This is a genomic window from Flavobacterium cucumis (genome assembly GCF_900148835.1).
GTDB classification, from domain to species: Bacteria; Bacteroidota; Bacteroidia; order Flavobacteriales; family Flavobacteriaceae; genus Flavobacterium; species Flavobacterium cucumis.
In genome coordinates, this window is the sequence record NZ_FRYK01000002.1 from 295,278 (window position 1) to 319,139 (window position 23,862).

24 protein-coding genes are annotated in these 23,862 nt (G+C 32.6%); 16 read left to right on the top strand and 8 right to left on the bottom strand.

Features of this window, described 5'->3' with window-relative positions; translation table 11 throughout:
* The first annotated feature begins 31 nt into the window (after window positions 1-31).
* From BUE95_RS07350 to BUE95_RS07360, 3 genes are all read left to right on the top strand, one after another.
* Entirely contained in the window at window positions 32-1,447 is a 1,416-nt protein-coding gene (locus BUE95_RS07350; protein WP_073582988.1) for a CCA tRNA nucleotidyltransferase, read from the top strand.
* A gap of 74 nt (window positions 1,448-1,521) precedes the next feature.
* Window positions 1,522-2,541, top strand: a complete 1,020-nt coding sequence (locus BUE95_RS07355) for a COX15/CtaA family protein (RefSeq protein ID WP_073582990.1) — start codon at window positions 1,522-1,524, stop codon at window positions 2,539-2,541.
* A gap of 42 nt (window positions 2,542-2,583) precedes the next feature.
* Complete coding sequence (locus BUE95_RS07360) at window positions 2,584-3,354, top strand: CDP-alcohol phosphatidyltransferase family protein (protein WP_073582992.1); 771 nt, start codon at window positions 2,584-2,586, stop codon at window positions 3,352-3,354.
* Between the two features lie 54 nt (window positions 3,355-3,408).
* Here BUE95_RS07360 and BUE95_RS07365 read toward each other — a convergent pair whose 3' ends face one another.
* From BUE95_RS07365 to BUE95_RS07400, 8 genes are all read right to left on the bottom strand, one after another.
* Window positions 3,409-4,002, bottom strand: coding sequence for a thioredoxin family protein (locus BUE95_RS07365; protein WP_073582994.1), 594 nt, complete (start codon window positions 4,000-4,002; stop codon window positions 3,409-3,411).
* A 4-nt stretch (window positions 4,003-4,006) separates the two neighbouring features.
* On the bottom strand, window positions 4,007-4,495 hold the full coding sequence (locus tag BUE95_RS07370) for a TlpA family protein disulfide reductase (protein WP_073582996.1): 489 nt from the start codon (window positions 4,493-4,495) through the stop codon (window positions 4,007-4,009).
* A 62-nt stretch (window positions 4,496-4,557) separates the two neighbouring features.
* On the bottom strand, window positions 4,558-5,313 hold the full coding sequence (locus tag BUE95_RS07375) for a LytR/AlgR family response regulator transcription factor (RefSeq protein ID WP_073582998.1): 756 nt from the start codon (window positions 5,311-5,313) through the stop codon (window positions 4,558-4,560).
* A gap of 74 nt (window positions 5,314-5,387) precedes the next feature.
* A complete protein-coding gene (locus BUE95_RS07380; protein ID WP_073583000.1) occupies window positions 5,388-5,696 on the bottom strand; it encodes a 2TM domain-containing protein in 309 nt (102 codons plus the stop codon).
* A gap of 54 nt (window positions 5,697-5,750) precedes the next feature.
* Window positions 5,751-6,047 (bottom strand): 2TM domain-containing protein, encoded by a 297-nt coding sequence (locus tag BUE95_RS07385; protein WP_073583002.1) that lies wholly within the window; start codon window positions 6,045-6,047, stop codon window positions 5,751-5,753.
* Between the two features lie 2 nt (window positions 6,048-6,049).
* Complete coding sequence (locus BUE95_RS07390; RefSeq protein ID WP_073583004.1) at window positions 6,050-7,387, bottom strand: 2TM domain-containing protein; 1,338 nt, start codon at window positions 7,385-7,387, stop codon at window positions 6,050-6,052.
* An 8-nt stretch (window positions 7,388-7,395) separates the two neighbouring features.
* Window positions 7,396-8,016 (bottom strand): hypothetical protein, encoded by a 621-nt coding sequence (locus BUE95_RS07395; protein WP_073583006.1) that lies wholly within the window; start codon window positions 8,014-8,016, stop codon window positions 7,396-7,398.
* A gap of 165 nt (window positions 8,017-8,181) precedes the next feature.
* Window positions 8,182-10,320, bottom strand: coding sequence for a TonB-dependent receptor (locus BUE95_RS07400; protein ID WP_073583008.1), 2,139 nt, complete (start codon window positions 10,318-10,320; stop codon window positions 8,182-8,184).
* 169 nt (window positions 10,321-10,489) lie between these two features.
* Here BUE95_RS07400 and BUE95_RS07405 point away from each other — a divergent pair, with 169 nt between their 5' ends.
* The 13 genes from BUE95_RS07405 (at window position 10,490) to BUE95_RS07465 (ending at window position 23,860) form a co-directional block, all read left to right on the top strand.
* Window positions 10,490-11,785: a chloride channel protein gene (locus tag BUE95_RS07405; protein WP_073583010.1), complete on the top strand. Its 1,296-nt coding sequence runs from the start codon at window positions 10,490-10,492 to the stop codon at window positions 11,783-11,785.
* The gene (locus tag BUE95_RS07410) at window positions 11,764-12,363 is read left to right on the top strand and encodes an HPP family protein (RefSeq protein WP_073583012.1); all 600 of its coding nucleotides are present in this window, start codon (window positions 11,764-11,766) and stop codon (window positions 12,361-12,363) included. The genes BUE95_RS07405 and BUE95_RS07410 overlap by 22 nt, the downstream gene beginning before the upstream one ends.
* A 27-nt stretch (window positions 12,364-12,390) precedes the next feature.
* Complete coding sequence (locus BUE95_RS07415; protein WP_073583014.1) at window positions 12,391-13,305, top strand: glutaminase; 915 nt, start codon at window positions 12,391-12,393, stop codon at window positions 13,303-13,305.
* An 81-nt stretch (window positions 13,306-13,386) separates the two neighbouring features.
* Window positions 13,387-13,938, top strand: coding sequence for an IS1096 element passenger TnpR family protein (locus BUE95_RS07420; protein ID WP_073583016.1), 552 nt, complete (start codon window positions 13,387-13,389; stop codon window positions 13,936-13,938).
* A 107-nt stretch (window positions 13,939-14,045) separates the two neighbouring features.
* A complete protein-coding gene (locus tag BUE95_RS07425; protein ID WP_073583018.1) occupies window positions 14,046-15,104 on the top strand; it encodes a nucleoid-associated protein in 1,059 nt (352 codons plus the stop codon).
* Window positions 15,105-15,245: 141 nt separating this feature from the next.
* Window positions 15,246-15,905 (top strand): TetR/AcrR family transcriptional regulator, encoded by a 660-nt coding sequence (locus tag BUE95_RS07430; RefSeq protein ID WP_073583020.1) that lies wholly within the window; start codon window positions 15,246-15,248, stop codon window positions 15,903-15,905.
* A gap of 11 nt (window positions 15,906-15,916) precedes the next feature.
* Window positions 15,917-17,227 carry an ABC1 kinase family protein gene (locus tag BUE95_RS07435; RefSeq protein ID WP_073583022.1) on the top strand — a complete coding sequence of 437 codons (1,311 nt, stop codon included), beginning with the start codon at window positions 15,917-15,919 and terminating at the stop codon, window positions 17,225-17,227.
* A 132-nt stretch (window positions 17,228-17,359) separates the two neighbouring features.
* Window positions 17,360-18,256, top strand: a complete 897-nt coding sequence (locus tag BUE95_RS07440; protein ID WP_073583024.1) for an ABC transporter ATP-binding protein — start codon at window positions 17,360-17,362, stop codon at window positions 18,254-18,256.
* Between the two features lie 7 nt (window positions 18,257-18,263).
* Complete coding sequence (locus BUE95_RS07445) at window positions 18,264-19,115, top strand: ABC transporter permease (RefSeq protein ID WP_073583026.1); 852 nt, start codon at window positions 18,264-18,266, stop codon at window positions 19,113-19,115.
* 15 nt (window positions 19,116-19,130) lie between these two features.
* Window positions 19,131-21,149: a T9SS type B sorting domain-containing protein gene (locus BUE95_RS07450; protein WP_073583028.1), complete on the top strand. Its 2,019-nt coding sequence runs from the start codon at window positions 19,131-19,133 to the stop codon at window positions 21,147-21,149.
* Between the two features lie 44 nt (window positions 21,150-21,193).
* Window positions 21,194-22,204, top strand: a complete 1,011-nt coding sequence (locus BUE95_RS07455) for a DHH family phosphoesterase (RefSeq protein WP_073583030.1) — start codon at window positions 21,194-21,196, stop codon at window positions 22,202-22,204.
* A 2-nt stretch (window positions 22,205-22,206) separates the two neighbouring features.
* Window positions 22,207-22,767 (top strand): gliding motility-associated peptidyl-prolyl isomerase GldI, encoded by a 561-nt coding sequence (gene gldI / locus BUE95_RS07460; RefSeq protein WP_073583032.1) that lies wholly within the window; start codon window positions 22,207-22,209, stop codon window positions 22,765-22,767.
* A gap of 1 nt (window position 22,768) precedes the next feature.
* On the top strand, window positions 22,769-23,860 hold the full coding sequence (locus tag BUE95_RS07465) for a peptidylprolyl isomerase (protein WP_073583034.1): 1,092 nt from the start codon (window positions 22,769-22,771) through the stop codon (window positions 23,858-23,860).
* The last annotated feature ends 2 nt before the right edge of the window (window positions 23,861-23,862 follow it).

The window sequence follows — 23,862 nt, forward strand, 5'->3', positions numbered from 1 at the left end:
TTGACTAATTGTCAAATTGACTAATTAAAAAATGAATTACAAACAACATTTAGAACATAACATCTTCAAAATCATATCAAAAGCAGCACTAGAACTGGACTTAGAATGCTATGTGATTGGTGGTTTTGTACGCGATATTTTATTAAACAGAGACCATAAAAAAGACATCGATATCGTTGCGGTGGGTAGCGGAATCGAATTAGCTTTAAAAGTTTCCGAATTAATTCCGTTCCATCCAAAAGTGCAAATTTTTAAAAACTATGGGACGGCAATGTTACGCTACGATGATATCGATGTGGAATTTGTGGGTGCTCGAAAAGAATCGTATACACATGATAGCCGAAATCCACAAGTTGAAAACGGAACGTTAAAAGACGACCAAGAGCGAAGAGATTTCACAATTAATGCGTTAGCTTTTTCATTAACTTCTGAAAATTTTGGGGACTTGGTAGATCCATTTAATGGTGTGGAAGATTTAAAAAATAAAATCATCAAAACACCTTTAAATCCAGACATTACCTATTCTGATGATCCGTTGCGTATGATGCGGGCCATTCGTTTTGCAACCCAATTGAATTTTGAAATTGAATCGGAATCCCTTGAAGCGATTTCTAAAAACAAAGACCGAATCCACATCATTTCAGGTGAACGTATTGTAGATGAATTGCATAAAATTTTAGCTTCGGATAAACCTTCAATTGGTTTTTTACATTTGTACCAAACGGGTTTGTTAGATATCATTCTACCTGAATTAACTGCATTAAATAACGTCGAAGAAGTTGAAGGTCACACACACAAAAACAATTTTTATCACACCTTAGAAGTGGTAGATAATATTTGTCCAAATACGGATGACGTTTGGTTGCGTTGGGCCGCACTGTTACATGATATTGGCAAAGCACCAACCAAAAGATTCAACAAAAAACAAGGTTGGACCTTCCATGGACATGAATTTTTAGGTGGTAAAATGGTCAAAAAAATATTTGAACGTTTGCACATGCCTTTGAATCATAAGATGAAATTCGTGCAAAAAATGGTGATGATGAGTTCGCGTCCAATTGTAATTGCGGAAGATATTGTTACAGATAGTGCCGTTCGTCGTTTGGTTTTTGATGCAGGAGAAGATATTGATAGTTTGATGACCTTATGTAAAGCCGATATCACAACAAAAAATCCAAAGAAATTTCAGAAATACCACAAGAATTTCGACATCGTAAAAGAAAAGATTGTAGAAGTAGAAGAGAAAGACCGAGTTCGTGTTTTCCAACCTCCTATTTCGGGTGAAGAAATCATGGAACTATTCGGTTTAAAACCTTGCAGAGAAATTGGCGTTTTAAAAGAAGCGGTTAAAGAAGCCATTTTAGAAGGTGAAATTCCAAATGAGTATCAAGCGGCAAAAGATTTTGTCTTAAACAAAGCTTCAAAAATGGGATTGAAAAAGGTATAAAAATTATAATCTGTTAAAGCACTTTTCAAATGCGCATTGTGTAAATTTGAGGTGCTTTTTGAATATCAAAAAATATGAAAACTAATAGATCCGTTATTTACTGGCTACTTTCGGGATGCGTTTTGTTATTTATTATGGTAACAGTGGGTGGAATTACGCGTTTAACCAATTCTGGATTATCCATGACCGATTGGCATTTAATCAACGATACTTTCCCTCCTATGTCGGAAGAAAAATGGGTGGAAGCATTTGAAGAATACAAAAAATATCCAGAATACCAATTAATCAATAAACACAAAGATTTCCAACTAGACGATTACAAATTCATCTTCTTCTGGGAATGGTTTCACCGTTTTATTGGACGTATCATTGGAATCGTTTTCATTGTTCCGTTTGTTTACTTCTTAATCAAAAAGGAATTAGACTACGAAACGATCAAAAAATGTTTCATTTTATTAGGAATGGGTGCTTTTCAAGGATTTTTAGGTTGGTTCATGGTAGCTAGCGGTTTAAAAGACATGCCCGATGTGAGTCACTTTAGATTAGCAATTCACCTTACATTTGCTTTCATTACGTTCGCCTATACACTCTGGGTAGCATTAGATTTAATTTACCCTGAACGAAAATTACCTGTATTAGAATTAAGAAAAATCGCTCGAATTGCCTTAGTAATTCTAATCATCCAAATTATTTACGGAGGATTTGTTGCAGGTTTAAATGCAGGTTTAATACACAATCATTGGCCTTTAATGAGTGACGGACAATTTTTCCATGAAAGTATAAAATTAGAACAATCAAATTTATTGTTATCCTTTACAGAAGGAAAAAGCGGTGTACAATTTATTCACCGAACGTTTGCTTATATTGTAGTTTTTTCAATAATTTATTTATTCCTAAAAAGTAGAAAAATTGTTTTGGATAAAGCACAAGATAATGGCGTTAAAACGTTATTAGCCTTTGTATTTATCCAATTCATTTTAGGAATTTTTACGCTGTTATTCCATGTGCCTCTATGGCTAGGATTAGCACATCAAATTATGGCGTTCTTTTTATTAACAGCAATGACATTTACATTGCATCGTTTTACAAAATAATATTTTCGACTATATTGTCACAGTTCTTTTTATTAACTTTAAATGTCAAAACTTAACGCTTCAGACAAATTTCTAGATTTATCTGATTATGGAAGATCTTTTGGGAGATTTTTCGCTTTACAACTAAAAGAAACACGATTTACACCTATTCATGTAACGCTATTGTTTGGGATTTCTGGACTGATTGCTATTTATTGTATCCTAAACGAACACTATTTTGCAGCTGCTTTCTTTATTATTTTAAAATCTGGAATTGATGCTGCAGATGGCGAATTAGCCCGACTGAAAAACACACCTTCTTACGTGGGAAGATATCTCGATAGTGTGTTCGATTTTATCTTAAATTTTCTTTTTTTAATGGCTATTTGCTACATTTCAAAAACACCTATAGGGTCAGCATTTTTAGCATTTATTAGTATTCAATTACAGGGAACGCTTTATAATTATTACTATGTGATTTTGAGAAATAAATCTGTGGGCGGTGATAGCACCAGTAAAATATTTGAATATAAAACACCAAAGGCTTTACCCGGAGAAACACAACGAGCTGTGAATATATTATTTGGAATTTACACTATTGTTTACGGCATATTTGATAAAATTATTCACTTTCTAGATCCTGAAGCCTATAAAGTAAAAACATTTCCAAATTGGTTTATGACTTTACTTTCGCTCTACGGATTGGGTTTTCAACTACTGATTATTGCCCTTATGCTCCTTTTTGGAGGAATTGATTTTATTGCCCCATTCTTTATTATTTATTCGTTGTTAATCTTTGTGTTGATTGGTATTCGAAAAGCTTTAATCAAATAAATTTTAAAATAAAAAAAAGAGTGAAATGTAATGTTTCACTCTTTTTACTAAAATTTACTTTTTCACTTTAATCGTACAGCCAATTGCTTTCGTTGTACTTGGTGTTGGTTCCTGACCTTTTTCCAAAGCTGCAATAGCATTTTCTAAATATTTTTCTTTGACTTGAGAAGCATCTTCTACGTTATCATCGATTGCACCAATATATTTTACTACTAAATTTTTGTCTAATAAAAATACATGAGGCGTTTTGGTTGCGCCGTATTGCGGATAGATTTTTTGCCCTTCATCAAACAAATACGGGAATGTGAACTTCTTCTCTTTTGCTCTTTTTTGCATCAATTCAAAACTGTCTTCTGGCTGGGCAGCTGGATCATTTGGATTAATCGCTAACAGAACATAACCTTTTGATTTGTATTTTTTGGCCAAATCAATAATTCGATCTTCATATTTTACAGCAAACGGACAATGGTTACATGTGAACACAACGATAAATCCTTTTGCGTCTTTGTAATCCGCCATGCTATACATTTTATTATCAACCGATTTTAATTTGAAATCGGTAGCTTTATCTCCTACTTTATAACCTATAGGATTCGTAAAACTCATTAAAACGCCCATTAATAAGGCAAAAAATCCAATTCTTTTCATAGTATTAATTTAATTTAGTTAGTGATTCATTTACAAACTGGTTCAATTCTTCAAACGAAGCAAATTCTTGTTCCACGAAAATACCTTTATTACCATTGATTATCCAAGTAGCAGGAATAGAGCCTGACCAATTTTCATCGACTTTTGAAATCCAATTGTTGAATTTTTTATCCGCCATATAAGTTGTAACAAAAGTGTAATTCTTCTTTTTCAAAAAAGGTTTCAATTTACTTGCTACTTGTTTATCAAAATCTAAACTTACGGTTACGACTTTTACATTTGCATTCTCTTGATGTAATTTTTGAAAATAAGGCAATTCTTTTACACAAGGCGCGCACCAAGTCGCCCAAAAATTAACAACCAAAGGCTTTTCAGAGTTATTTTGAATATAAGTATTCAATTCGTCAAAATTTTGAAACGTAATCAAATCCTGAGCTTTAGTTGAAAAACTCAAAAAGAAAAGGAAAAGTGCTATAAAACGAAAATATCTCATCTAGTTTTTTATCAAAAATAGTGAGATATTTATTTTTTTTGTTGTTAATTAACAATTCTTTATCAACCGATCCAGTCTTTAAAATCACTAACGCGTTCTCTAGCAACAATAACCTCATCGTCTTTATAGGTAGGTAAAATGATTTTTAATCTTGAATTCGAATACACCTGAATTTCTTTAACCGCTTTTAACGGAACAATGAATTTTCGATTTACACGATAAAAGTCCTTTGGATTAATTTCAGTTTCCAAAACCTCTAAAGTGGAATCGATCAAATAATCTCGATTATCAAAAGTATGTATGTAAGTTCCTTTATTTTCGCTAAAAAAACACTCCACTTCTTCAATGGAAATCACTTTTAGTTGTTGCCCAATTTTTACTGAAAAACGTTTTTTATATTCCTTTTCTAATGGATTAACCAACATACGCTTTATCGCTTCAAAATCTAAACTCGAAATCGTGTTTTTTTGAAATTGATTTTTGAATTTTGAAATTGCAATTGCAAGTTCCTCTTCATCAATTGGTTTTAATAGATAATCAATACTATTTAGTTTAAAAGCTCGCAGCGCATATTCATCATAAGCAGTTGTAAAAATCACAGCACTTTTAATATCAATTTGTTCAAATATCTCAAACGATAAACCATCTGACAATTGAATATCTAAAAAAATCAAATCAGGGTGTGAATTATTTTGAAACCAAGCTATTGATTCTTCTACAGAATGTAGCATACAATTTACTTGCAAACCTAATTTTTCTACTTTGCGTTGCAACAATCGTGCTGCTGGTTTTTCGTCTTCGATTATTAATATATTCATTGTTATTTTTGTTTCAAGTTTTAAGTTTCAGGTTCTTGTGTTATCTGTCAACTGCGACTGAAAACTGCGACTAGTTACTCCCACTTATTTGCTTTCTCTTTCTCCATAAATTCTCTGATCTTACGCTCCTCCCAATTCTGTCCCATAATCCAATTGGGCATAAAAACAGAAAGCCCGTGTGCCACCAAACCAATTCCCCAGAAAAATGCAGTCATGAAATTTTTGAATTGAAAATAAGATTCCCCTTCGTCCAAATCTTGAACATTGATAATAACAATCATAATATTAATTATTACATATACTACTGCATGTGAGTAAAAACCTTTGATTTTTTTTACTCTTTTTAAAGCTTCTTGATATTTAATTTCGTCTTGTGTATTCATAATTTTTTATTTAAAGTTTCAAGTCTAGAGTTTTTTACTATAAACTGTGACTATTTACTCCCATTTGGAGTTATCTTTTTCTAATATTTCATTGATTTTGTTTTGCTCCCATTCTTTTCCTAAAAACGGAAACATGTTAAAAACACCTAAAGCATGAAAAAGAAGGCCAACACCCCAACCCAGCATAGGCCAATAAAACCAAATGTGCATTGGAGAAAAAAATAAGTTGATAAAAATTAGAACTGGTATAACTACCACATAACTCGCTAAATGACTGTAAAATCCTTTAAGCTCTTTTACCCTTTTTTTAGCTTTTTCATATTTTTCGCTATCAAATTGATTTACTTCCATGATTATTTCCAATTTTTAGTTTGGTTTTCTTTGTTCATTAACTCATTTATTTTACGCTCCTCCCAAGATTTTCCATATCCAAAAGTTTCTAACGCATGGAATGTTAATCCCATTCCCCAACCTAACATAGGAAACCAAAACCATTGAAAATCAGAAGTACTCAAATTGATAAAAATCAAAAATGGAATAACAACACAATACGAAATTAAATTGCCATAAAATCCTTTTAATTGTTCTACTTTGTCTTTTGCTCGTTGATAAGCTAAATTCTCGTTATAAATATTTTGTGTTTCCATGATGGTAATTTGTTTGGTTAAAATAGGTAGAAAAATCTTAAATTCTTGTTTGCTTTCTTCTACCAAAACAGTTCTTTTTGTTAATATAGCATAGCGATTGACAATATTTTGCAATCCAACGCCTCTTCGGTCAGACAATACTTCTTTTCTTTGTAAATTGTTTGTCACAACTAACTGATTATTCTCGATACTAATTTTTACATGCAGTGGTTTGGACTCACTAACTACATTATGCTTTATACAGTTTTCCAATAACAATTGTAATGATAAAGGAACTACTTTTGCTTCTTCGTTATCAAAACCTTCTGGAATTTCAAAAGTGATGCTGTTTTCGAATCGCATTTTTAGCAAGTTCATATAGGTTTTAGCAAATTGTAATTCTTCTGCTACCGAAACCAATTCTTTGTCTTTTTGCTCCAAAACATAGCGATATACTTTTGAAAGCGAAGTGGTAAATTTTTGAGCACTTTCGGGATTTTCTTCAATTAACGAACTCAATACATTCAAACTATTAAACAAAAAATGTGGATCGATTTGATTTTTTAAACTTTCAAACTGAGCAGAAGCTGTTCCTGCTATGATTTTTTGCTCTTTTAATTTATTTTCCTGGAAGGCTTTGTAAAAATAAAAGGCGTGAATGGCTAAGGTTACAACAAATGTAATTATTACAGAAACTATATAATTGGAAGGTTTTTCATTTGCTAAGAACATCTGGATTGTTCTTCCCTCTATTACTACATCTTCTACAATTCGAAGTAAAAAAATCACAAAAACAGACACGATGAACGAAAGAGTAAAACCGAGAGCAATTCTATTTCTTGAAAATCTATCAGTTTGATAAACATCGTCTAGTTTTACAAAAATAATTGCATTAGCATAATAAAGCGTGTATCCGTAAAGCATTGTGAAGAAAAATTGCCATGCTAATCCTTTATCCAATCCTACAGAACCTCCCGAAAGCCATCTTATGATAATTAAAACTACAAATACAAGTAACATTATAAAAGTAGCTCTCGGGAATTGTTTTATTAACTTATCAATCATAATTGATTTTATTTACATTTTTTTAATTCAGCTTGTGCGCGTTCTAATCCCCAATTTGGATGCCATGCACTTTCAGGTTTAAAAGTAGCAAAAAGTTCAATTGCTTTTTCAATTTGCGCACACATTGGTTCAATATCTTGTCCAAAATATTGCGCCATTCCAATTTCAAACGAAGCCTTTTGAAAAACTACTCTCGGATTTTCAGGAGCCAGTTTATAGGCCTTATTTAAGATATACATTACATCTCCTGACAATTTCTGTCCGTTTGTCATAGGATCATAAACAATCCAAGCGGTATGAATCATAGCCTGCATAACCAAAACCTCTGGGTTCTCTAAAACTAATTCATTACAAATATCTTGAGCCTTTTGAGCAGATTCTAATAAAGCTTCCATTTTAACTTTATCTTTTTCAACAAAAGCTTGAGTGGTGTTAATAAAAGCAATGTAATAATTTGGCAACCAATTTGTTTTTTCAGCTGAGGCAATTCGCTCTAATAGTGCTACAGCCTCAGATGGTCTTCCCTCTTTCCAGGTTTGTAATGCCTTGCCCATACCTTGATCAAACTGTGATTGTGAACTTACAACCGAAGCTACAAATAATGCGATGATAGTGATAATTTTTGTCATGATATTTTCTTTTTTTTGGTTAATAATTTATTATTTGATGATTCAAATTTCCGTTAGATTTTTAGCTTTTAAAATTGAACCTTACCGAACTGTAATTTTTTGAGGATGAATTGTAGATTTAGTAATAATTTGTTTTTCCTCCTTCTGAAAAAAACATCAAGTAGACTACAAATTTTCCAAATTATTCGTTTTCTTATTATCACTAATAGTCCAAAATAGCCCCACAAAAATGAAACGATTAGCGGGTTGGGTTATCGCTTGACGTTGAAATTGTCCTGACACATCTGGTGAATCGGCATATTGATAACCAAATACATTTTCAGTTCCTAACAAATTAGTTACCGATAGAAAAAGTATTTTCTGTTGGGAAACCAAATAGGCCCAACTCAAGCTTAAATTATTGAATGATTTTGTTTTATCCGACATAAATTCAGTAACATTTGGATTGTCATAAGGTCTCCCTGAATTAAAAGAATAAGTGGCACTAATTTGCGATCTCCAGTCACTCACAAAATATTTTGTAACCAATGAAAAGTTATGATTCGCAACAAATGAAGGTGTAACTTGTGATTCATAATTTCTAAAATCTCGTTTCGAGTCTATAAACGAATAGGAAACCCAATATTCTAAATTTTTAATAGTTTTACTATCTCTCCAAAACAAGTCCAACCCTTTTGCAAAACCAAAACCTTTATTATTATAATTACTATTAAAATTAGCCTGAATTCCATCGTATTTTACCAAGCTTTCATAATCTTTAAAATAGGTTTCTGCTCGAAACATTCTTCCGTCTTTATTGTACATGTAATTTAGAATGTAATGGGAAGTGGTTTCATAATCTAAATTGGAATCATATTTTAAATAATCTTGTCGAACGGTTTGATTAAAACTCCCATAAGCTAATGAAAACTGACTATTATCAGCTACTTTGTAAGCAAAAGAAACTCTTGGCTCAACTGTAAATTCATCAACAACTGAAGCATTTGAAGAACGCAATCCAAGATTAAAAGCTACTTTTTTTGACAATAAAACTTCTGCTTCAGAATAGAATGCAAGGGAATTATTCTGATAGCCATAACCAAAAACATTAAAATTCTCATCAAAATTAGTATGGAACAAATCGGCACCAACACTTAATTTGAATCGGTTTGAAAAGGAGTTTCTCAGTTTAAATTTAGTATGTAATGTTCGCTCTTCATTCTCAACGTTATCTGCTGAAATTCCGATTTTATTTTGTGCATATCCATAACTAAATCCGGTTTGAAGTTGTAAATTATCATTCAAATAACCTTTATACGAAGTATTGAAATACAAGTTATTATTCTGCAAATCAAAACGAATTTTCTCATCAAAATTGATATTTTTCTGATTCAAATCGAAGGTAGCATAATCAAAAGCTCCATAGACTTTTAAAATGCCGTTTTTAAATTGATATCGAAAAATACTTTCACCTGAAATGGATTGTACAGGCTTATTCCAATCTAAATTTTGAGGAACAATTTTTTGATAAGGTGCTAAATTGATGTAACTCGTATTAAAAGTAAACGAACTTTTCTCCCACTTCTTGGTTTTACCCAATCCAACCCCAACAGACATAATAGAAATATCCGTTTGGTTTTGAGTAGGCTCATCAATAGTATTGAGCAACAAAACACTCGATAAGGCATCACCAAATTCAGCGCTGTAACCTCCCGTTGAAAAGGTAATTCCACTAAATAAAAAAGGAGAGAATCGCCCTCTTGTTGGTACATTATTGGCACTTACTCCATAAGGTTGCCCAACACGAATACCATCGACATACGTTTGGGTCTCGTCCGCTTCACCTCCACGGACAAACAATCTACCGCTCTCTCCAACAGTTTGAGTCCCAGGTAAGGTTTCTAATGCCGCAATAATATTTCCAGCCGATCCTGCGGTGGTCACAATATCCATTGCTTTTAAAGCAGTTGCTTTACTATTGTCTCCAGCTTTAAACGTTCCTGCAGTAACTTCAACAACATTCAAAGAATTGATACTTTCCTTAATAGTAAAAACCTTTGGTTTATAGGCCTCAATTACAAAATCGTGTATTAACGTCTCAAAAGATAAAAAACTAATTTGTAATTGTTGGTTACCTTTAGCTGATGTTGTAAAACTAAAGTTCCCATCCGCATCTGAGTTTGTGCCATCATAAGTACCTTTTACAAAAACATTAGCCCCAAAAAAAGGCTTCCCATTTTCGTCGATGATTTTGCCCTTTATTTCGGTTTGACCAAAAGAACTCAATGAAGTTAATACGAATAAAAAAGATAAAATTGATTTCATTTTATTTGAATTTGATACAACAAAATTGCCCTCAATTAAAATCAAATAAAACTTAAACTAACTCATTTGTTATATTTAAAGGATGAACTGTATTTTTTTAAAAGTATTATGAACCGTTTTATTTTATTAGACTTAAATTTGCATTTCTTTTCATTTTTAAACCAGATTTATGAGCAATATAACTCAAGTAAAAAAGCATTTTGTTTACATTAAATATCAAAAACTTATTATTGCAGCTTTGATAATTGGTTTTTTGTCGGCTTTTTTAGCAATCTCTCTCAAGAGAGGAACAGAGCATTATGAAGAATTACTTTTCAATCAAGCCTCTAAAAACAGTATCTTACTTTTTATGTTTCCACTAATAGGTTTGACCATAATTGCCATGTTGCGATATTATTTATTTAATAAAAAAACAAATAAAGGCATAAAAGAGATTTTTGAAACAACAGAAAAAAGGAAAAATAGTCTGCCCATCTATAAAATTCCTTCACATTTCATTAATGGATTATTTACCGTAATATTTGGAGGTTCTACAGGTATTGAAGTTTCAACAGTTGTCGCATCAGCCACTATTGGGTCTATTACCCAAAAAAAAGAAAACCTACTGAATCGTCACAAAGTTGAATTAATATGTGCCGGTGTAGCTTCAGGAATTACAGCATTATTTTTCAGTCCGGTTGCTGGATTTCTATTTGCATACGAGGTAATTTCTAAGAAAATATCTAAAACATTTATGTTGGTCACTACAATTTCAGTTTCAATATCTATAATAATTTGCCTATTGTTAGATGAGAAACCATTATTCCAAGTGACCATTAAAGAGTGGCATTGGAGAGCATTTCCTTATTTCATATTATTAGGCGTCATATCTGGAATGAATGGGGTTTATCTAACAAAAACGGTTTTATTTATAAAAGAAAGATTTCTTTCTTTCAAAAAAAGTAGTACTAAAATAATAATAAGCGCTACATTGATTAGCTTGGGATTATTCATTTTACCTCAATTATATGGTGATGGATATCATGCAATAAAAGAGAATTTAGCACATTCGAATCATTTCGTATTAACGATTCCAATTTTCATTACTATCTTGAGTATTATAATTTTCAAACCAATTATTACTTCTCTAACACTAGCAGGAGGAGGTGATGGTGGTGTTTTTGCTCCAAGTATTTTTATTGGTGGATTTGTAGGCTTGCTACTTGCAGTGGTGCTTAATACATTTTTAGAAACCAATGTCATCCCGTTAAATTTTATGATTATCGGAATGGGAGCTATGCTGAGTGCTAGCATTCACGCCCCTCTTACAGCCATTTTTATAACCTGTGGTTTAATACATGATTACAGCTTACTATTTCCTATTATAGTAACTTGCATGGTGGCAAAATATGTTTCTAAAACAATCTACCCCTTTACAGTTTATAGTTTTTCAAAAAATAAAGCATGTCTTCAACAAAGAAATTAAAACGCAATTACAGAAAAGCAAAATATGTTTTATACAAAGAGACTTTAGTTGATTTTAGAGAACACTTTTGGGCTTTTATAGGATCATTTGTTGGTTTAGGAATCATTAGTCTTCTACAATTTAGAATCTTTACTTCAACAGATATGGTGTTCTTAATAGGTTCGTTTGGAGCTTCATGTGTTTTGGTATATGGGGTAATCGAAAGTCCTTTAGCCCAACCCAGAAATCTTATTGGAGGCCATGTGATTTCGGCAATAATTGGTGTTAGTATTTATAAATTATTACCCGATTTAATTTGGGTAGCGGCTCCTTTAGCTGTTTCCTTATCAATTGTATTAATGCAAATAACAAAAACCTTACATCCACCGGGTGGAGCTACCGCTTTGATAGCTATTGCAGGTTCTGATAAAATAAAAGAATTGGGATATTTCTATGTGATTTCGCCCGTTTTATCTGGTGCTATTATTCTTTTGATAACCGCTTTAATTTTCAACAATATGCCTTCTAAAAGGCACTATCCGTCAAAAGGTAATTTTTTATCAAAAAAAGAGCTCAAAAAACGCATTCCTTTTTTGTAAGTTATTACTTTTACTAAAATTAGTTTCATGGCATACCAAGATATTTTAGACGGAATTTACAACGAAGTCATCCAAATCGAAAACACCGGAAAAGTAGCCGATTACATTCCGGAATTAGCAAAAGTTGATGCTAATAAATTCGGAATTGCATTGGTAGATAAACATCAAAACGTGTTTACAAAAGGTGATGCTTTGGAGAAATTTTCGATTCAAAGTATTTCAAAAGTCATTACCACTTCGCTTATTTTCTCTAAAATTGGAAACGATTTATGGGAACGCGTAGGTTATGAACCTTCTGGAAATTCGTTTAATTCCTTGGTACAACTAGAAAATGAAAATGGTATTCCAAGAAATCCGTTTATCAATGCTGGTGCTTTGGTTATTGCCGATTTAATGTTAGATCATTTTGAAAATCCAAAAAAATTCCTTCTTGATTTCGTAAGAGATCTAACAGAAAATCCAAATATCAATTACAACGAAAATGTCGCTCAATCCGAAAAAGCTTTTGGTTACCGAAATGCTGCTTTGGTCAACTTTATAAAATCCTTTGGCAACATCAAAAACGAACCCGAAGCGGTTTTAGATTTTTATTACCATCAATGTTCTATAGAAATGACTTGCGTTGATTTAGCCAAATGTTTTCAAGTATTTTCGAATAATGGTGTAATTCCAAAAAGTGATAAAAAATTCCTTTCTACCAGCAAATGCAAACGCATGAATGCCTTAATGCAAATGTGTGGTTTTTACGATCAAGCGGGTGAATTCACGTTTAAAGTTGGGCTTCCTGGAAAAAGTGGTGTTGGCGGTGGCGTAGTTGCGGTTTTCCCAAATCATTACACGGTAGCCGTTTGGAGTCCGAAGTTAAATAAGAAAGGAAATTCGTTTTATGGCTTAGAAACCTTAGAACGATTAACGACTGAAACGTCATTATCCATATTTTAAAATCTTATCAACAAATCGCAAAAGCAAAAAAGTTTCTCGTAAATAATAATTACTTTTGCAGTTCTTAAAATTTCAACGATTATGATTTATAAATTCCGAGTGATTCTCGATGCTGAAGAAGATATTTTTAGAGATATTGCCATTGAAAGCGACAACACCTTAGAAGATTTACACAATGCTATCGTAAACGCTTTTGGTTTTGATGGAACAGAAACAGGTTCGTTCTTTACTTGTGAAGACGACTGGACTTGGAACGAAGAAGATGAAATTCCATTGTTTGACACGGGCGAAGTTCCAGGAGAAATGAAAACGATGATAGATTTCAAAATTGATGATTTGATGCACCAAGACAATACCAAAATGGTATACGTGTATGATTTCTTTAGTATGTGGACATTCTTCCTTGAATTAGCTGCAATTGAAGAAGAAAAAGAAGCTGGAGAAATTTATCCCGCTTTATTATTTTCTCATGGCGAATTACCCGCAGAAGCAGGTCAAAGTGGATTAAGAGGCGATTTATCAGACGAAGATATCTATGGTGACTTTGAAGACGATTTCGACGACAATGATTTCGACATGTTTGATGGTGACGATAGCTTCGAAGACATGGGATTTGAAGAAAATTGGAATTAAAAAATGGGTTAAAAGTTGATAGGTTAAAAGTTTATAAGGAAGAAAATACTCCTTACAAACTCTTTTAAACTTCTAAACTCCTAACCTTTTAAACTTAAACTATAAAAATGATCAACTTATTTAACGCACATATCGAAAACCTATCGATTCATAGAGTAGGAAATAAAAGTAGAAACGAAGCCATTTTCTTATCGGAAAATCCATACGGGTTGAATGATGAAATCATGCCTTTGTTGAAGGAATTTTTCTTTAAGCCTTTTAGAGAAAAAGAAGAAAACTACTTCCAGTTTGCTCATGAAGTAGATTTAGAATACAACGAAATGTACAATTTTGCTACCGAAGTTTTCAATAACCCAAGCGAAATTCACAACGTTTCAAAAAAAATCACAAAACACCTTTTTGAGCAATCGAATCATCCACATATTAAAAACGGAGAAGTATATATAGCTTATTTTACACACGTTTCTATTGATAATAATGTAGTAGATGCTATCGGAGTTTTCAAAAGTGAAATACAAACCGATTTCTTACAATTCGAAGAAAACGGAAACAACTTAGAAATGATTTTACAACAAGGAATCAACTTGAATAAGTTGGACAAAGGTTGTATCATTTTCAACTACAAAAAAGAAGAAGGCTACAAAATTTTAACTGTAGATAGCAACCGTTACGATGCGCGTTATTGGTTAGAGCATTTCTTATCCGTTGATGCGTTTCAAGATGAAAACTTCATGACGAAGAAATACTTAAAATTCTGTCAAGAGTTCGCAAAAGAAGTAGTTTTACCTGCCGAAGACAAGCAACAAGAAGTATTGTTCATGAACCGTGCTATCAATCACTTTGCAAAAAATGATGAATTTGAAGAAACGGCTTTCTTAAACGAAGTAATGCAAAATCCAGAATTCATTCCAGAATTCAAAAATTATAAAGTAGATAAAGGTGCCAAATATAGCATCGAAGACGTTTCAAGTTTCCCCATTGCCAATGCTGCGGTAACTGACGTTCGTCGTTCGTTAAAAAATACGATTCAATTAGACACGAATATCCAAATCAAATTGGATTTCATCAATCCAGAAAGTGCGGAGAAATTCGTTGAAAAAGGTTGGGACGAAGAAAAACAAATGTATTATTACTTGGTTTACTTTAACAAAGAGCAGAAATCGTAAGGTATTTACATAGAAACATTAAACCTCAATTACAACTTGTACTTGAGGTTTTTTTCTGAAAGAACTTTAACAAAATATTTTGTTTAGCTTTTTTGATTTTAAATTAAACATTCTGTATCTTTGAGAAAAATATTTAAAATCATGGCAAAAAAGAAAGAAATAAACAAAGAAGGGATTTTAAGTTTATACATCGATTATTTCTTAGAACACAACAAGCAACCACAATCGGTTTATTTGTTTGCCAAACATGCTGGTTTTGAGGAAGGTTTGTTTTACAAACACTACGCCTCTTTTAATCAAATTGAGCAAAACTTTTTCACTTCGCTATTCGACAATACTCTAGAATTATTAGGAAATAGTGAAGAATTCGTTTCATACGATGCTCGCACGCAACTGTTAAGTTTCTATTTCACGTATTTCGAAATGTTAACCGCCAATAGAAGTTTTGTAGTAGCCTTATTGAAAGAAGACAAAAACAAATTGAAAAGTTTGTCAAAATTGAGCGAATTAAGAAAAAATTTCAAACAGTTTTACGATACTTTAGACATTGAAAAAATCGATTTAAAACAAGAAAAGTTAATCGAAATTCAAGAGAAAACCATGAGCGAAATGGCTTGGTTTCAATTCTTATTCACTTTAAAGTTTTGGATTGAAGACACATCAATTTCATTCGAAAAAACCGATATTTTCATTGAAAAATCAGTCAATACTAGTTTTGATTTAATGGATACTACTCCATTCAAAAGTCTAATTGATTTTGGTAAATTCATGTGGAAAGAAAGAGGCTCATTTAAAATGTAAGCAAAAACCATATGAAAACAATAGATAGTATCCCAACATCAAAAATCCAACGCGCTTCTAAACTGATTCAAACCGGTGCAAAAGTAGGCGTGAATTATCTCAAATATTACGGTGATAAAATCACCAAAACCGAAGAAGAAGCCAAAGAATCGCTTAACAAAAATAACGCAGCCGACATTTACGACAGTTTAAAGCAACTGAAAGGAAGTGCTTTGAAGGTCGCACAAATGTTGAGTATGGACAAAAATATTTTACCAAGAGCTTACGTGGAGAAATTCTCTTTGGCACAATTTTCGGTTCCGCCGTTGTCGGCTCCTTTGGTGAACAAAACCTTTAAAAATTACTTTGGCAAACAACCAAACGAAATATACGATACCTTCAATGCCACTTCTATAAATGCGGCTAGCATTGGTCAAGTGCACCAAGCCACCAAGGATGGGAAAAAACTTGCTGTGAAAATTCAATATCCAGGAGTGGCAGAAAGTATTAGTTCGGATTTAGCTTTAGTGAAGCCTATTGCCATAAAAATGTTCAATATTAAAGGAAAAGATTCCGATAAATATTTCAAAGAAGTTGAAGACAAATTGATTGAAGAAACCAATTACATCAACGAAGTAAAACAAAGTATAGAAATGGCAGAAGCTTGCCAAAATATTCCAAATTTGATTTTTCCTAAATATTATCCAGAATGGTCTTCGGAAAAAATCATTACAATGGATTGGATGACGGGTGAACATTTATCAGAATTCACCGCTCATAATACCGATGCTGAGAAATCAAATATTTTAGGACAAACGCTTTGGGATTTTTACATGTACCAAATGCACAATTTAAGAAAAGTACATGCGGATCCGCATCCAGGAAACTTCTTAATTACCAAAGACACGAAATTAGTAGCTTTAGATTTTGGTTGCATAAAAGAAGTTCCGAATGATTTTTATGTGCCATATTTCGAATTAGCGAAAAAAGAAAACTTGAACAACCCTGAATTCTTCCAGTCAAAATTATACGAATTGGAAATATTAAGAAAAGAAGACACCAAAGAAGAAGTGGAATTCTTTACCGAAATGTTCCATGAATTATTAAGTCTATTCGCGAGACCTTTTCATGCAGAAGAATTCGACTTTTCGGATGAAGAATTTTTCGGTCAAATCGCCGATTTAGGAGAACGTTATTCAAAAAACACCGAACTACGTAACATGAATGGAAATCGCGGTTCCAAACATTTTATTTACATCAACCGAACTTTCTTTGGCTTGTACAATTTAATGCACGATTTAAAAGCTACAAAAGTTAAAATCAACAACTTTATTCAATATTAATTTTGCCCCAAGCAATACCTTTAAATCCCTAACCAAGCCATAATGTTAGGTTTTTTTTATTTGACATCGATTCCCGTTCGTAACAAATCTGAAATTCGTTCGTCTTATCTTTAAATCAAAAAACGAACAAACTTGGAAACCATTTTAAAAATCTCGAACCTTCACAAGATTTTCAATAAACACTTGCATGCCGTTAAAAATGTTTCTTTCGAAATCAAAAAAGGAAATGTTTACGGAATATTAGGTCCAAACGGCTCAGGAAAATCAACTACTTTAGGAATTGTATTAAACGTTGTCAACAAAACTTCAGGCGATTTTGAATGGTTTGGAGGAAAAGTCGCTACGCATGACGCCTTAAAAAAAGTAGGTGCCATTATCGAAAGACCCAACTTTTACCCATACATGACGGCCAAAGAAAATTTGGAATTGGTTTGTAAAATTAAAGGAACAGCTTTTTCAAAAGTGGATGAAAAGTTAGAATTGGTTGGTCTTTTAGAACGTAAAAACGACAAATTTAAAACGTATTCTTTAGGAATGAAACAGCGTTTAGCCATCGCTTCTGCCCTATTAAATGATCCAGAAATTTTAATTTTAGACGAACCAACAAACGGTTTAGACCCACAAGGAATTCGTCAAATTCGAGATATTATCAAAGCAATTGCATCACAAGGAACAACTATTTTATTGGCTTCGCATTTATTAGATGAAGTGGAAAAAGTGTGCAGTCATGTGGTAGTTTTACGAAAAGGCGAAATGTTGTATCAAGGAACCGTGCACAACATGATTGAGAATAACAGTTTCTTCGAACTGAAATCAAAGGATATGGTTCGATTGAAAACCGTTTTAGACGAACAATCTTTTGTAGAAAACACCATTGAAGAAGACGGAAAACTTTTGGTGTATTTAAAACAAGACATTGCCGCTCAAGATTTGAATTCGCATTTATTTGAGCAAAATATTGTTTTAGAACACTTAGTAAAAAGAAAAAACAGCCTTGAAGAACAATTCCTTGAACTAACAAAAAACTAACCCACCGATGAAAAGATTACTTTCTATAGAATTTCAAAAAATTTGGAAAAACAAAGCTAGTCGCGTTTTATTATTAACCTACTTTGTTTTATTAAGTTTCATTGCTTTAATTGCTTCTATCAAATTTAGCATTGGAACTTTTGAAATCAGAATTGCTGACCAAGGCATTTTCAATTTCCCATACATTTGGCATTTCAACACATATGTTGCGGCATTTTTCAAAATATTCTTAGCCATTGTTATTGTTTCTATGATGGCAAATGAATACACTTACGGAACGCTAAAGCAAAACCTTATTGATGGATTAAGCAAAAAAGAATTTATTCTTTCAAAATTTCTTGTAGTAGCTAGTTTTACTGTAGCTTCAACTGTTTTCGTATTCATCATGTCATTAATATTAGGGTTTTCATTCTCATCTTACAATGAATTGTCTATTGTATTTACTGACTTAGAATATTTATTAGCCTTTTTCATCAAACTTTTTGCTTTTTTCTCTTTTTGTTTGTTCTTGGGGATTTTAGTAAAGCGAAGTGCATTTGCTCTTGGATTCTTATTCGTTTGGTTTGTTGCCGAAAACATATTTTATTGGATTATAAAATTTGTTATTTTGGGCGGAGATGATAAACACAAAAATTTTGGAGACACTATCATTCAATATTTCCCAATAGAAGCCATGAGCAATCTAGTAAAAGAACCTATTACTCGTCTTAGCGCAATCAAAACTATTGAAAATGCTGTTGGAGGTGCCCAAACAGCTAAAGACTATAGTATTCATTTCTCGCAAATTAGCATCGTTTTAGTTTGGACTTTTATATTTATTTTAACATCTTATTACATTTTGAAAAAGCGTGATTTATAGTATCTTTGCGATATTATGAAGAGACTAAAAAACACGTTCTACAGTTTTTTGTTTTTGTGTGGATTTTTTATAAGTTTTGCACAAAATATAACAGTTGACGAGGGATTTACCCCACAATATCTTGTAAACGACATTCTAGTTAACAGTAGCTGTGCAAATGTTCTAAACGTTAGCGTTTCTGGAGGAAATTTTGCAAGTGGTGAAAAAAGCTTTGGTTTTTTTGATGCTACTGGCACTTCTTTCCCATTTCAAAATGGTATTGTATTATCAACTGGAAAAATTGTAAACGCACAAGGTCCAAACGCTACCCTATCTGATGATGGTGGAAACATGGGTTGGGATGGCGATCCGGACTTAAACCAAGCCCTTGGATTGAGTAATTCTTTTAATGCTACAATTTTAGAATTTGATTTCGTCCCTTTAGGCAATAAAATTAGTTTTGACTATATTTTTTCATCAGAACAATATTTATTGAATCCATCCTCTGGGCAATGTAATTTCACGGATGGTTTTGTTTTTTTGTTAAGAAGAAATGGAGATTTAAATTATCAGAACTTAGCCGTAGTTCCAAACACCAACATACCTGTAAAAGTAAATACTGTAAGAGGGGCTGGAACCATTTGTCCCCCAGCAAATGAATCCTATTTTGATGCTTTTAATGACATAAATCACCCAACAAATTTCAACGGTCAAACCAAAGTTTTAACCGCATCGTCCGATGTAATTCCGGGCGAAACATATCACATCAAATTAGTTATCGCTGACGAAGGAAATCACCGCTTTGACTCAGCCATATTCTTAGGAGGTGGGAGTTTTAATTTCGGTATCGATATTGGAGACGATCGTTTGATTGCAACTGGAAACCCATTATGCCCAAACGAAACGCTAACAGTAGACGCAACGCAAATTGGCGCTACATCCTATCAGTGGTTTCAAGACACGAATTTAATTCTAGGTGCTACAAATCCAACGTTTGACATTACAACTGCAGGAGATTATTTGGTTGAAATTAATTACGGAGCTTCCTGTCAAACAACAGGAACAATTAAAGTTGAATATGCTGAAGCCTTAGTCCTAAATCAAAATTCATTTACTGAGTGTGATGCGGATAACAATCAAGACGGAATTACTACTTTTAACTTAGATGCCATTAGAGGCCAATTGTTTACAAATCTTCCTGCAAACTATATCGTATCTTTTTTTGAAAGTCAAACCAGCACTTCTTCATTACCTTCAAATTATACCAATACAAATCCAGACAGCGAAACAATCTATGCAAGAATCATGAATATCCAAGGTTGTTACACTGATTTTCCAATAAATTTAACGATAAATACTTTCGATGAAATTCTAGTAGATGAAACTGTTGGACTGTGTGAAAATGGTATCATAACATTAGATGCTGGTAGCGGTTTTTCAACCTATTTATGGAATACAAATCCACCACAATTTACTCAAGAAATTTCGGTAACTTCAGGGGGAACTTATGAAGTTATTCTAACCAATGCTTTAAACTGTTCTAAAACAAAAACTTTTACAGTTGAAACTTCAAGTATTGCGTTCATAGAAGAGATTATCATTAATGATTTCCAAGAAAATAATTCGGCAACCGTCCAAATTGCAACTTCTAGTCTTGGAGATTATGAATTTTCATTAGATGGCATCAATTATCAAGATTCTAATGTGTTTTTAAATTTACAACCAGGTGAGTACATAGTATATGTACAAGACAAAAAAGGATGTGGCATTTCATTTGAATCCTTTTACATATTAGACTATCCCAAATTTTTTACTCCTAACGGTGATGGCTACAACGACACTTGGACTATAAAAAACTTAGACAAACGAAATTTACAAAATAATATCATTTCTGTATTTGATCGATATGGAAAACTTTTAAAACAATTTGTTGGTTTAGGAGAAGGATGGAATGGGACTTTTAATGGCAGTGCATTGCCCGCCACAGATTACTGGTTTGAAATGAAATTAGAAAATGGAAAATCATTAAAAGGTCATTTTGCATTAAAACGTTAGGCATAATTATTGCAGAATAGATTACAAAATAATATATTCGCAGTATGATGCAAATACACGAAATTGAAGCTATAAAATCACTTTTAGCTACAACAAAAGAAATTACAATTATACCCCATAGAAACCCAGACGGAGACGCAATGGGGGCTACTTTAGGATTATACCACACGCTAAAACAATTACAACACAATGTAGTCGTTATGGCACCAAACGAGTTTCCTGATTTCTTAGCTTGGCTACCCGAAAGTGAAAAAGTGGTTATTTTTGAACGTAGTTTTGATACATGCAAAAGAATTTTAGAAAAAACGGAATTACTTTTCACTTTAGATTTTAATGCATTGCATCGTACTGGCGAGCAAATGGAAAATGTGCTTAAAACACTAACGGTTCCAAGTATAATGATTGATCACCATCAAGCCCCAGACAATTATGCAACGCATACTTTTTCTGACACATCTTATGGCTCAACTTGTGAAATGGTCTTCGATTTCATACACCAATTAAGTCTTGAAAATCTAATTAACAAAACAGTTGCTACATGTTTATATACCGGTATTGTTACTGATTCTGGTAGTTTTCGTTTTCCTAAAACAACAAGCAAAACTCACAAATGTGTAGCCGAACTCATTGACAAAGGGATAAATAACAGTGAAATTCACAATTTACTTTTTGACAACTCTTCCTTAAATCGTTTGTTGCTGTTAGGTAAAGCGCTTCAAAATTTGAAAATGCTACCCGAATATAAAACTACATATATCACTCTTACACAAGAGGAATTAAACGAATTTGGTCATCAAAAAGGAGATACAGAAGGAATCGTTAATTATGGATTAAGCATAAAAGGGATTGATTTTACCGCTATTTTCATAGAAAATAAAGAAGAGGGAATAATCAAAATTTCATTCCGTTCTCAAGGCGCTTTTGATGTAAATGATTTTGCAAGAAATCATTTTAGTGGTGGCGGTCATATTAATGCTGCTGGTGGAAAATCTTTTTTATCTCTTGAAGAAACCGTACAACAATTTATTGCTATTTTAGCAAAAGAAAAAAAGTAATTATGAATATAAAAAATAGTATTCTTTTCGGACTGTTTGTTTTGCTTACAAGTTGTTCACAACAACAACAAGCTAGAAAACCAATATCACATTCTTCGGGAACTTTTATAAAAGAGTCCATTGAAAGAAATATAAAATTAGTAGCTTCAGAAGAAAAGATAATTGATTCAATCATTAAAAATGATACCCTAAAAGAATATCTAGCTTCGAACAAAGGATATTGGTACAAATATGAAACTAAAGTTAACACCATTTCAACTCCCCCAAAAAGAGGAGATATCGCCTATTTTGACTACGAAGTAAAAGATATCTTAAGTAGAATCATTTACACTAAAGAAGACACAAAACCTCAAGAATATTTCGTAGACAAAGAAAATATAATGATGGGATTACGAGATGGAATAAAATTAATGAAAAAAGGCGAAACAGTTACTTTTATATTTCCGTCACACATGGCGTATGGCTATCACGGAGATAATAAAAAAATTGGAACAAATGAGCCTCTCATATGTACTGTTACTTTAAATGATATAAAAATCGATACCCCAACAAAAAACAACTAAAATGAAATCAATCCACATTCTTTTTCTAGGCTTACTCATTTTTTTCACATCCTGTTCTAAATCTTATGACAAACTAAAAGAAGGTATCTATGCGGATATAGAGACCTCAAAAGGGAATATTATTATTAAACTTGAATATCAAAAAGTTCCAAACACGGTTGCGAACTTCATCACGCTTGCAGAAGGTAAAAATCCGTTTGTAAGTAACGAATTCAAAAACAAACCTTTTTATGATGGTTTAAAATTCCATAGAGTCATTCCTGACTTTATGATACAAGGTGGTGATCCAAATGGCGATGGCTCTGGTGGTCCTGGCTACAAATTCAAAGATGAATTTCATCCAAATTTAAGACACTCTAAAGCCGGGATAGTATCGATGGCTAATGCAGGACCTAATACAAATGGAAGTCAATTTTTTATTACACACAAAGAGACACCATGGTTAGATAACGTTCATAGTGTGTTTGGCGAAGTTGTAGAAGGCTTAGAAATCATAAACACAATTCAAGCTGATGATGTTATTGAAAATTTAAAAATCATACGCATCGGAAATGAAGCAAAAAAATTTGACGCACTAAAAATATTTAAAAATTACTATTCAACTGTAGCAAAAGAAATTAAAGAAGCAGAAGAAAAAGCAAAAGAAATTACTGAAAACAAAGCAAAAGAAATTGCCAAATTAAAAGCCACTGGTACAAAAACATCATCAGGTCTTATTTATCAGGTCTTATCTAAAGGGAATGAAAAAAAACCTGCAAATGGAGCGCAAGTATTTATAAATTATGCTGGATTTTTAGAAAACGGACAACTATTTGACACCAGCATTGAAAGTGTTGCTAAATTTTTTGGAAAATATAACGTACAAAGAGCACAACAAGGAGGCTACACTCCTATCCCTTCTACTATAGGAAATTTACAATTTATCCCCGGATTTGTTGAAGGCATCAATATGATGAATTTTGGAGACAAACTTATGCTATATATTCCATCGCAATTAGGATACGGAGAACAAGGCGCTGGGGATGTAATCCCTCCAAATGCAAACATAATTTTTGAAGTTGAACTTTTAGAAAATAACACACCAAACAAATAAGT

Bases quoted from the DNA above. Each gene is read 5' to 3' on its own strand.
- BUE95_RS07370 (WP_073582996.1), bottom strand. From the start codon at position 4,495: ATGAGATATTTTCGTTTTATAGCACTTTTCCTTTTCTTTTTGAGTTTT.
- BUE95_RS07350 (WP_073582988.1), top strand. From the start codon at position 32: ATGAATTACAAACAACATTTAGAACATAACATCTTCAAAATCATATCA.
- BUE95_RS07415 (WP_073583014.1), top strand. From the start codon at position 12,391: ATGGCATACCAAGATATTTTAGACGGAATTTACAACGAAGTCATCCAA.
- BUE95_RS07400 (WP_073583008.1), bottom strand. From the start codon at position 10,320: ATGAAATCAATTTTATCTTTTTTATTCGTATTAACTTCATTGAGTTCT.
- BUE95_RS07445 (WP_073583026.1), top strand. From the start codon at position 18,264: ATGAAAAGATTACTTTCTATAGAATTTCAAAAAATTTGGAAAAACAAA.
- BUE95_RS07410 (WP_073583012.1), top strand. From the start codon at position 11,764: ATGTCTTCAACAAAGAAATTAAAACGCAATTACAGAAAAGCAAAATAT.
- BUE95_RS07390 (WP_073583004.1), bottom strand. From the start codon at position 7,387: ATGATTGATAAGTTAATAAAACAATTCCCGAGAGCTACTTTTATAATG.
- BUE95_RS07365 (WP_073582994.1), bottom strand. From the start codon at position 4,002: ATGAAAAGAATTGGATTTTTTGCCTTATTAATGGGCGTTTTAATGAGT.
- BUE95_RS07375 (WP_073582998.1), bottom strand. From the start codon at position 5,313: ATGAATATATTAATAATCGAAGACGAAAAACCAGCAGCACGATTGTTG.
- BUE95_RS07425 (WP_073583018.1), top strand. From the start codon at position 14,046: ATGATCAACTTATTTAACGCACATATCGAAAACCTATCGATTCATAGA.
- BUE95_RS07405 (WP_073583010.1), top strand. From the start codon at position 10,490: ATGAGCAATATAACTCAAGTAAAAAAGCATTTTGTTTACATTAAATAT.
- BUE95_RS07450 (WP_073583028.1), top strand. From the start codon at position 19,131: ATGAAGAGACTAAAAAACACGTTCTACAGTTTTTTGTTTTTGTGTGGA.
- BUE95_RS07360 (WP_073582992.1), top strand. From the start codon at position 2,584: ATGTCAAAACTTAACGCTTCAGACAAATTTCTAGATTTATCTGATTAT.
- gldI (WP_073583032.1), top strand. From the start codon at position 22,207: ATGAATATAAAAAATAGTATTCTTTTCGGACTGTTTGTTTTGCTTACA.
- BUE95_RS07430 (WP_073583020.1), top strand. From the start codon at position 15,246: ATGGCAAAAAAGAAAGAAATAAACAAAGAAGGGATTTTAAGTTTATAC.
- BUE95_RS07435 (WP_073583022.1), top strand. From the start codon at position 15,917: ATGAAAACAATAGATAGTATCCCAACATCAAAAATCCAACGCGCTTCT.
- BUE95_RS07420 (WP_073583016.1), top strand. From the start codon at position 13,387: ATGATTTATAAATTCCGAGTGATTCTCGATGCTGAAGAAGATATTTTT.
- BUE95_RS07380 (WP_073583000.1), bottom strand. From the start codon at position 5,696: ATGAATACACAAGACGAAATTAAATATCAAGAAGCTTTAAAAAGAGTA.
- BUE95_RS07355 (WP_073582990.1), top strand. From the start codon at position 1,522: ATGAAAACTAATAGATCCGTTATTTACTGGCTACTTTCGGGATGCGTT.
- BUE95_RS07385 (WP_073583002.1), bottom strand. From the start codon at position 6,047: ATGGAAGTAAATCAATTTGATAGCGAAAAATATGAAAAAGCTAAAAAA.
- BUE95_RS07395 (WP_073583006.1), bottom strand. From the start codon at position 8,016: ATGACAAAAATTATCACTATCATCGCATTATTTGTAGCTTCGGTTGTA.
- BUE95_RS07465 (WP_073583034.1), top strand. From the start codon at position 22,769: ATGAAATCAATCCACATTCTTTTTCTAGGCTTACTCATTTTTTTCACA.
- BUE95_RS07455 (WP_073583030.1), top strand. From the start codon at position 21,194: ATGATGCAAATACACGAAATTGAAGCTATAAAATCACTTTTAGCTACA.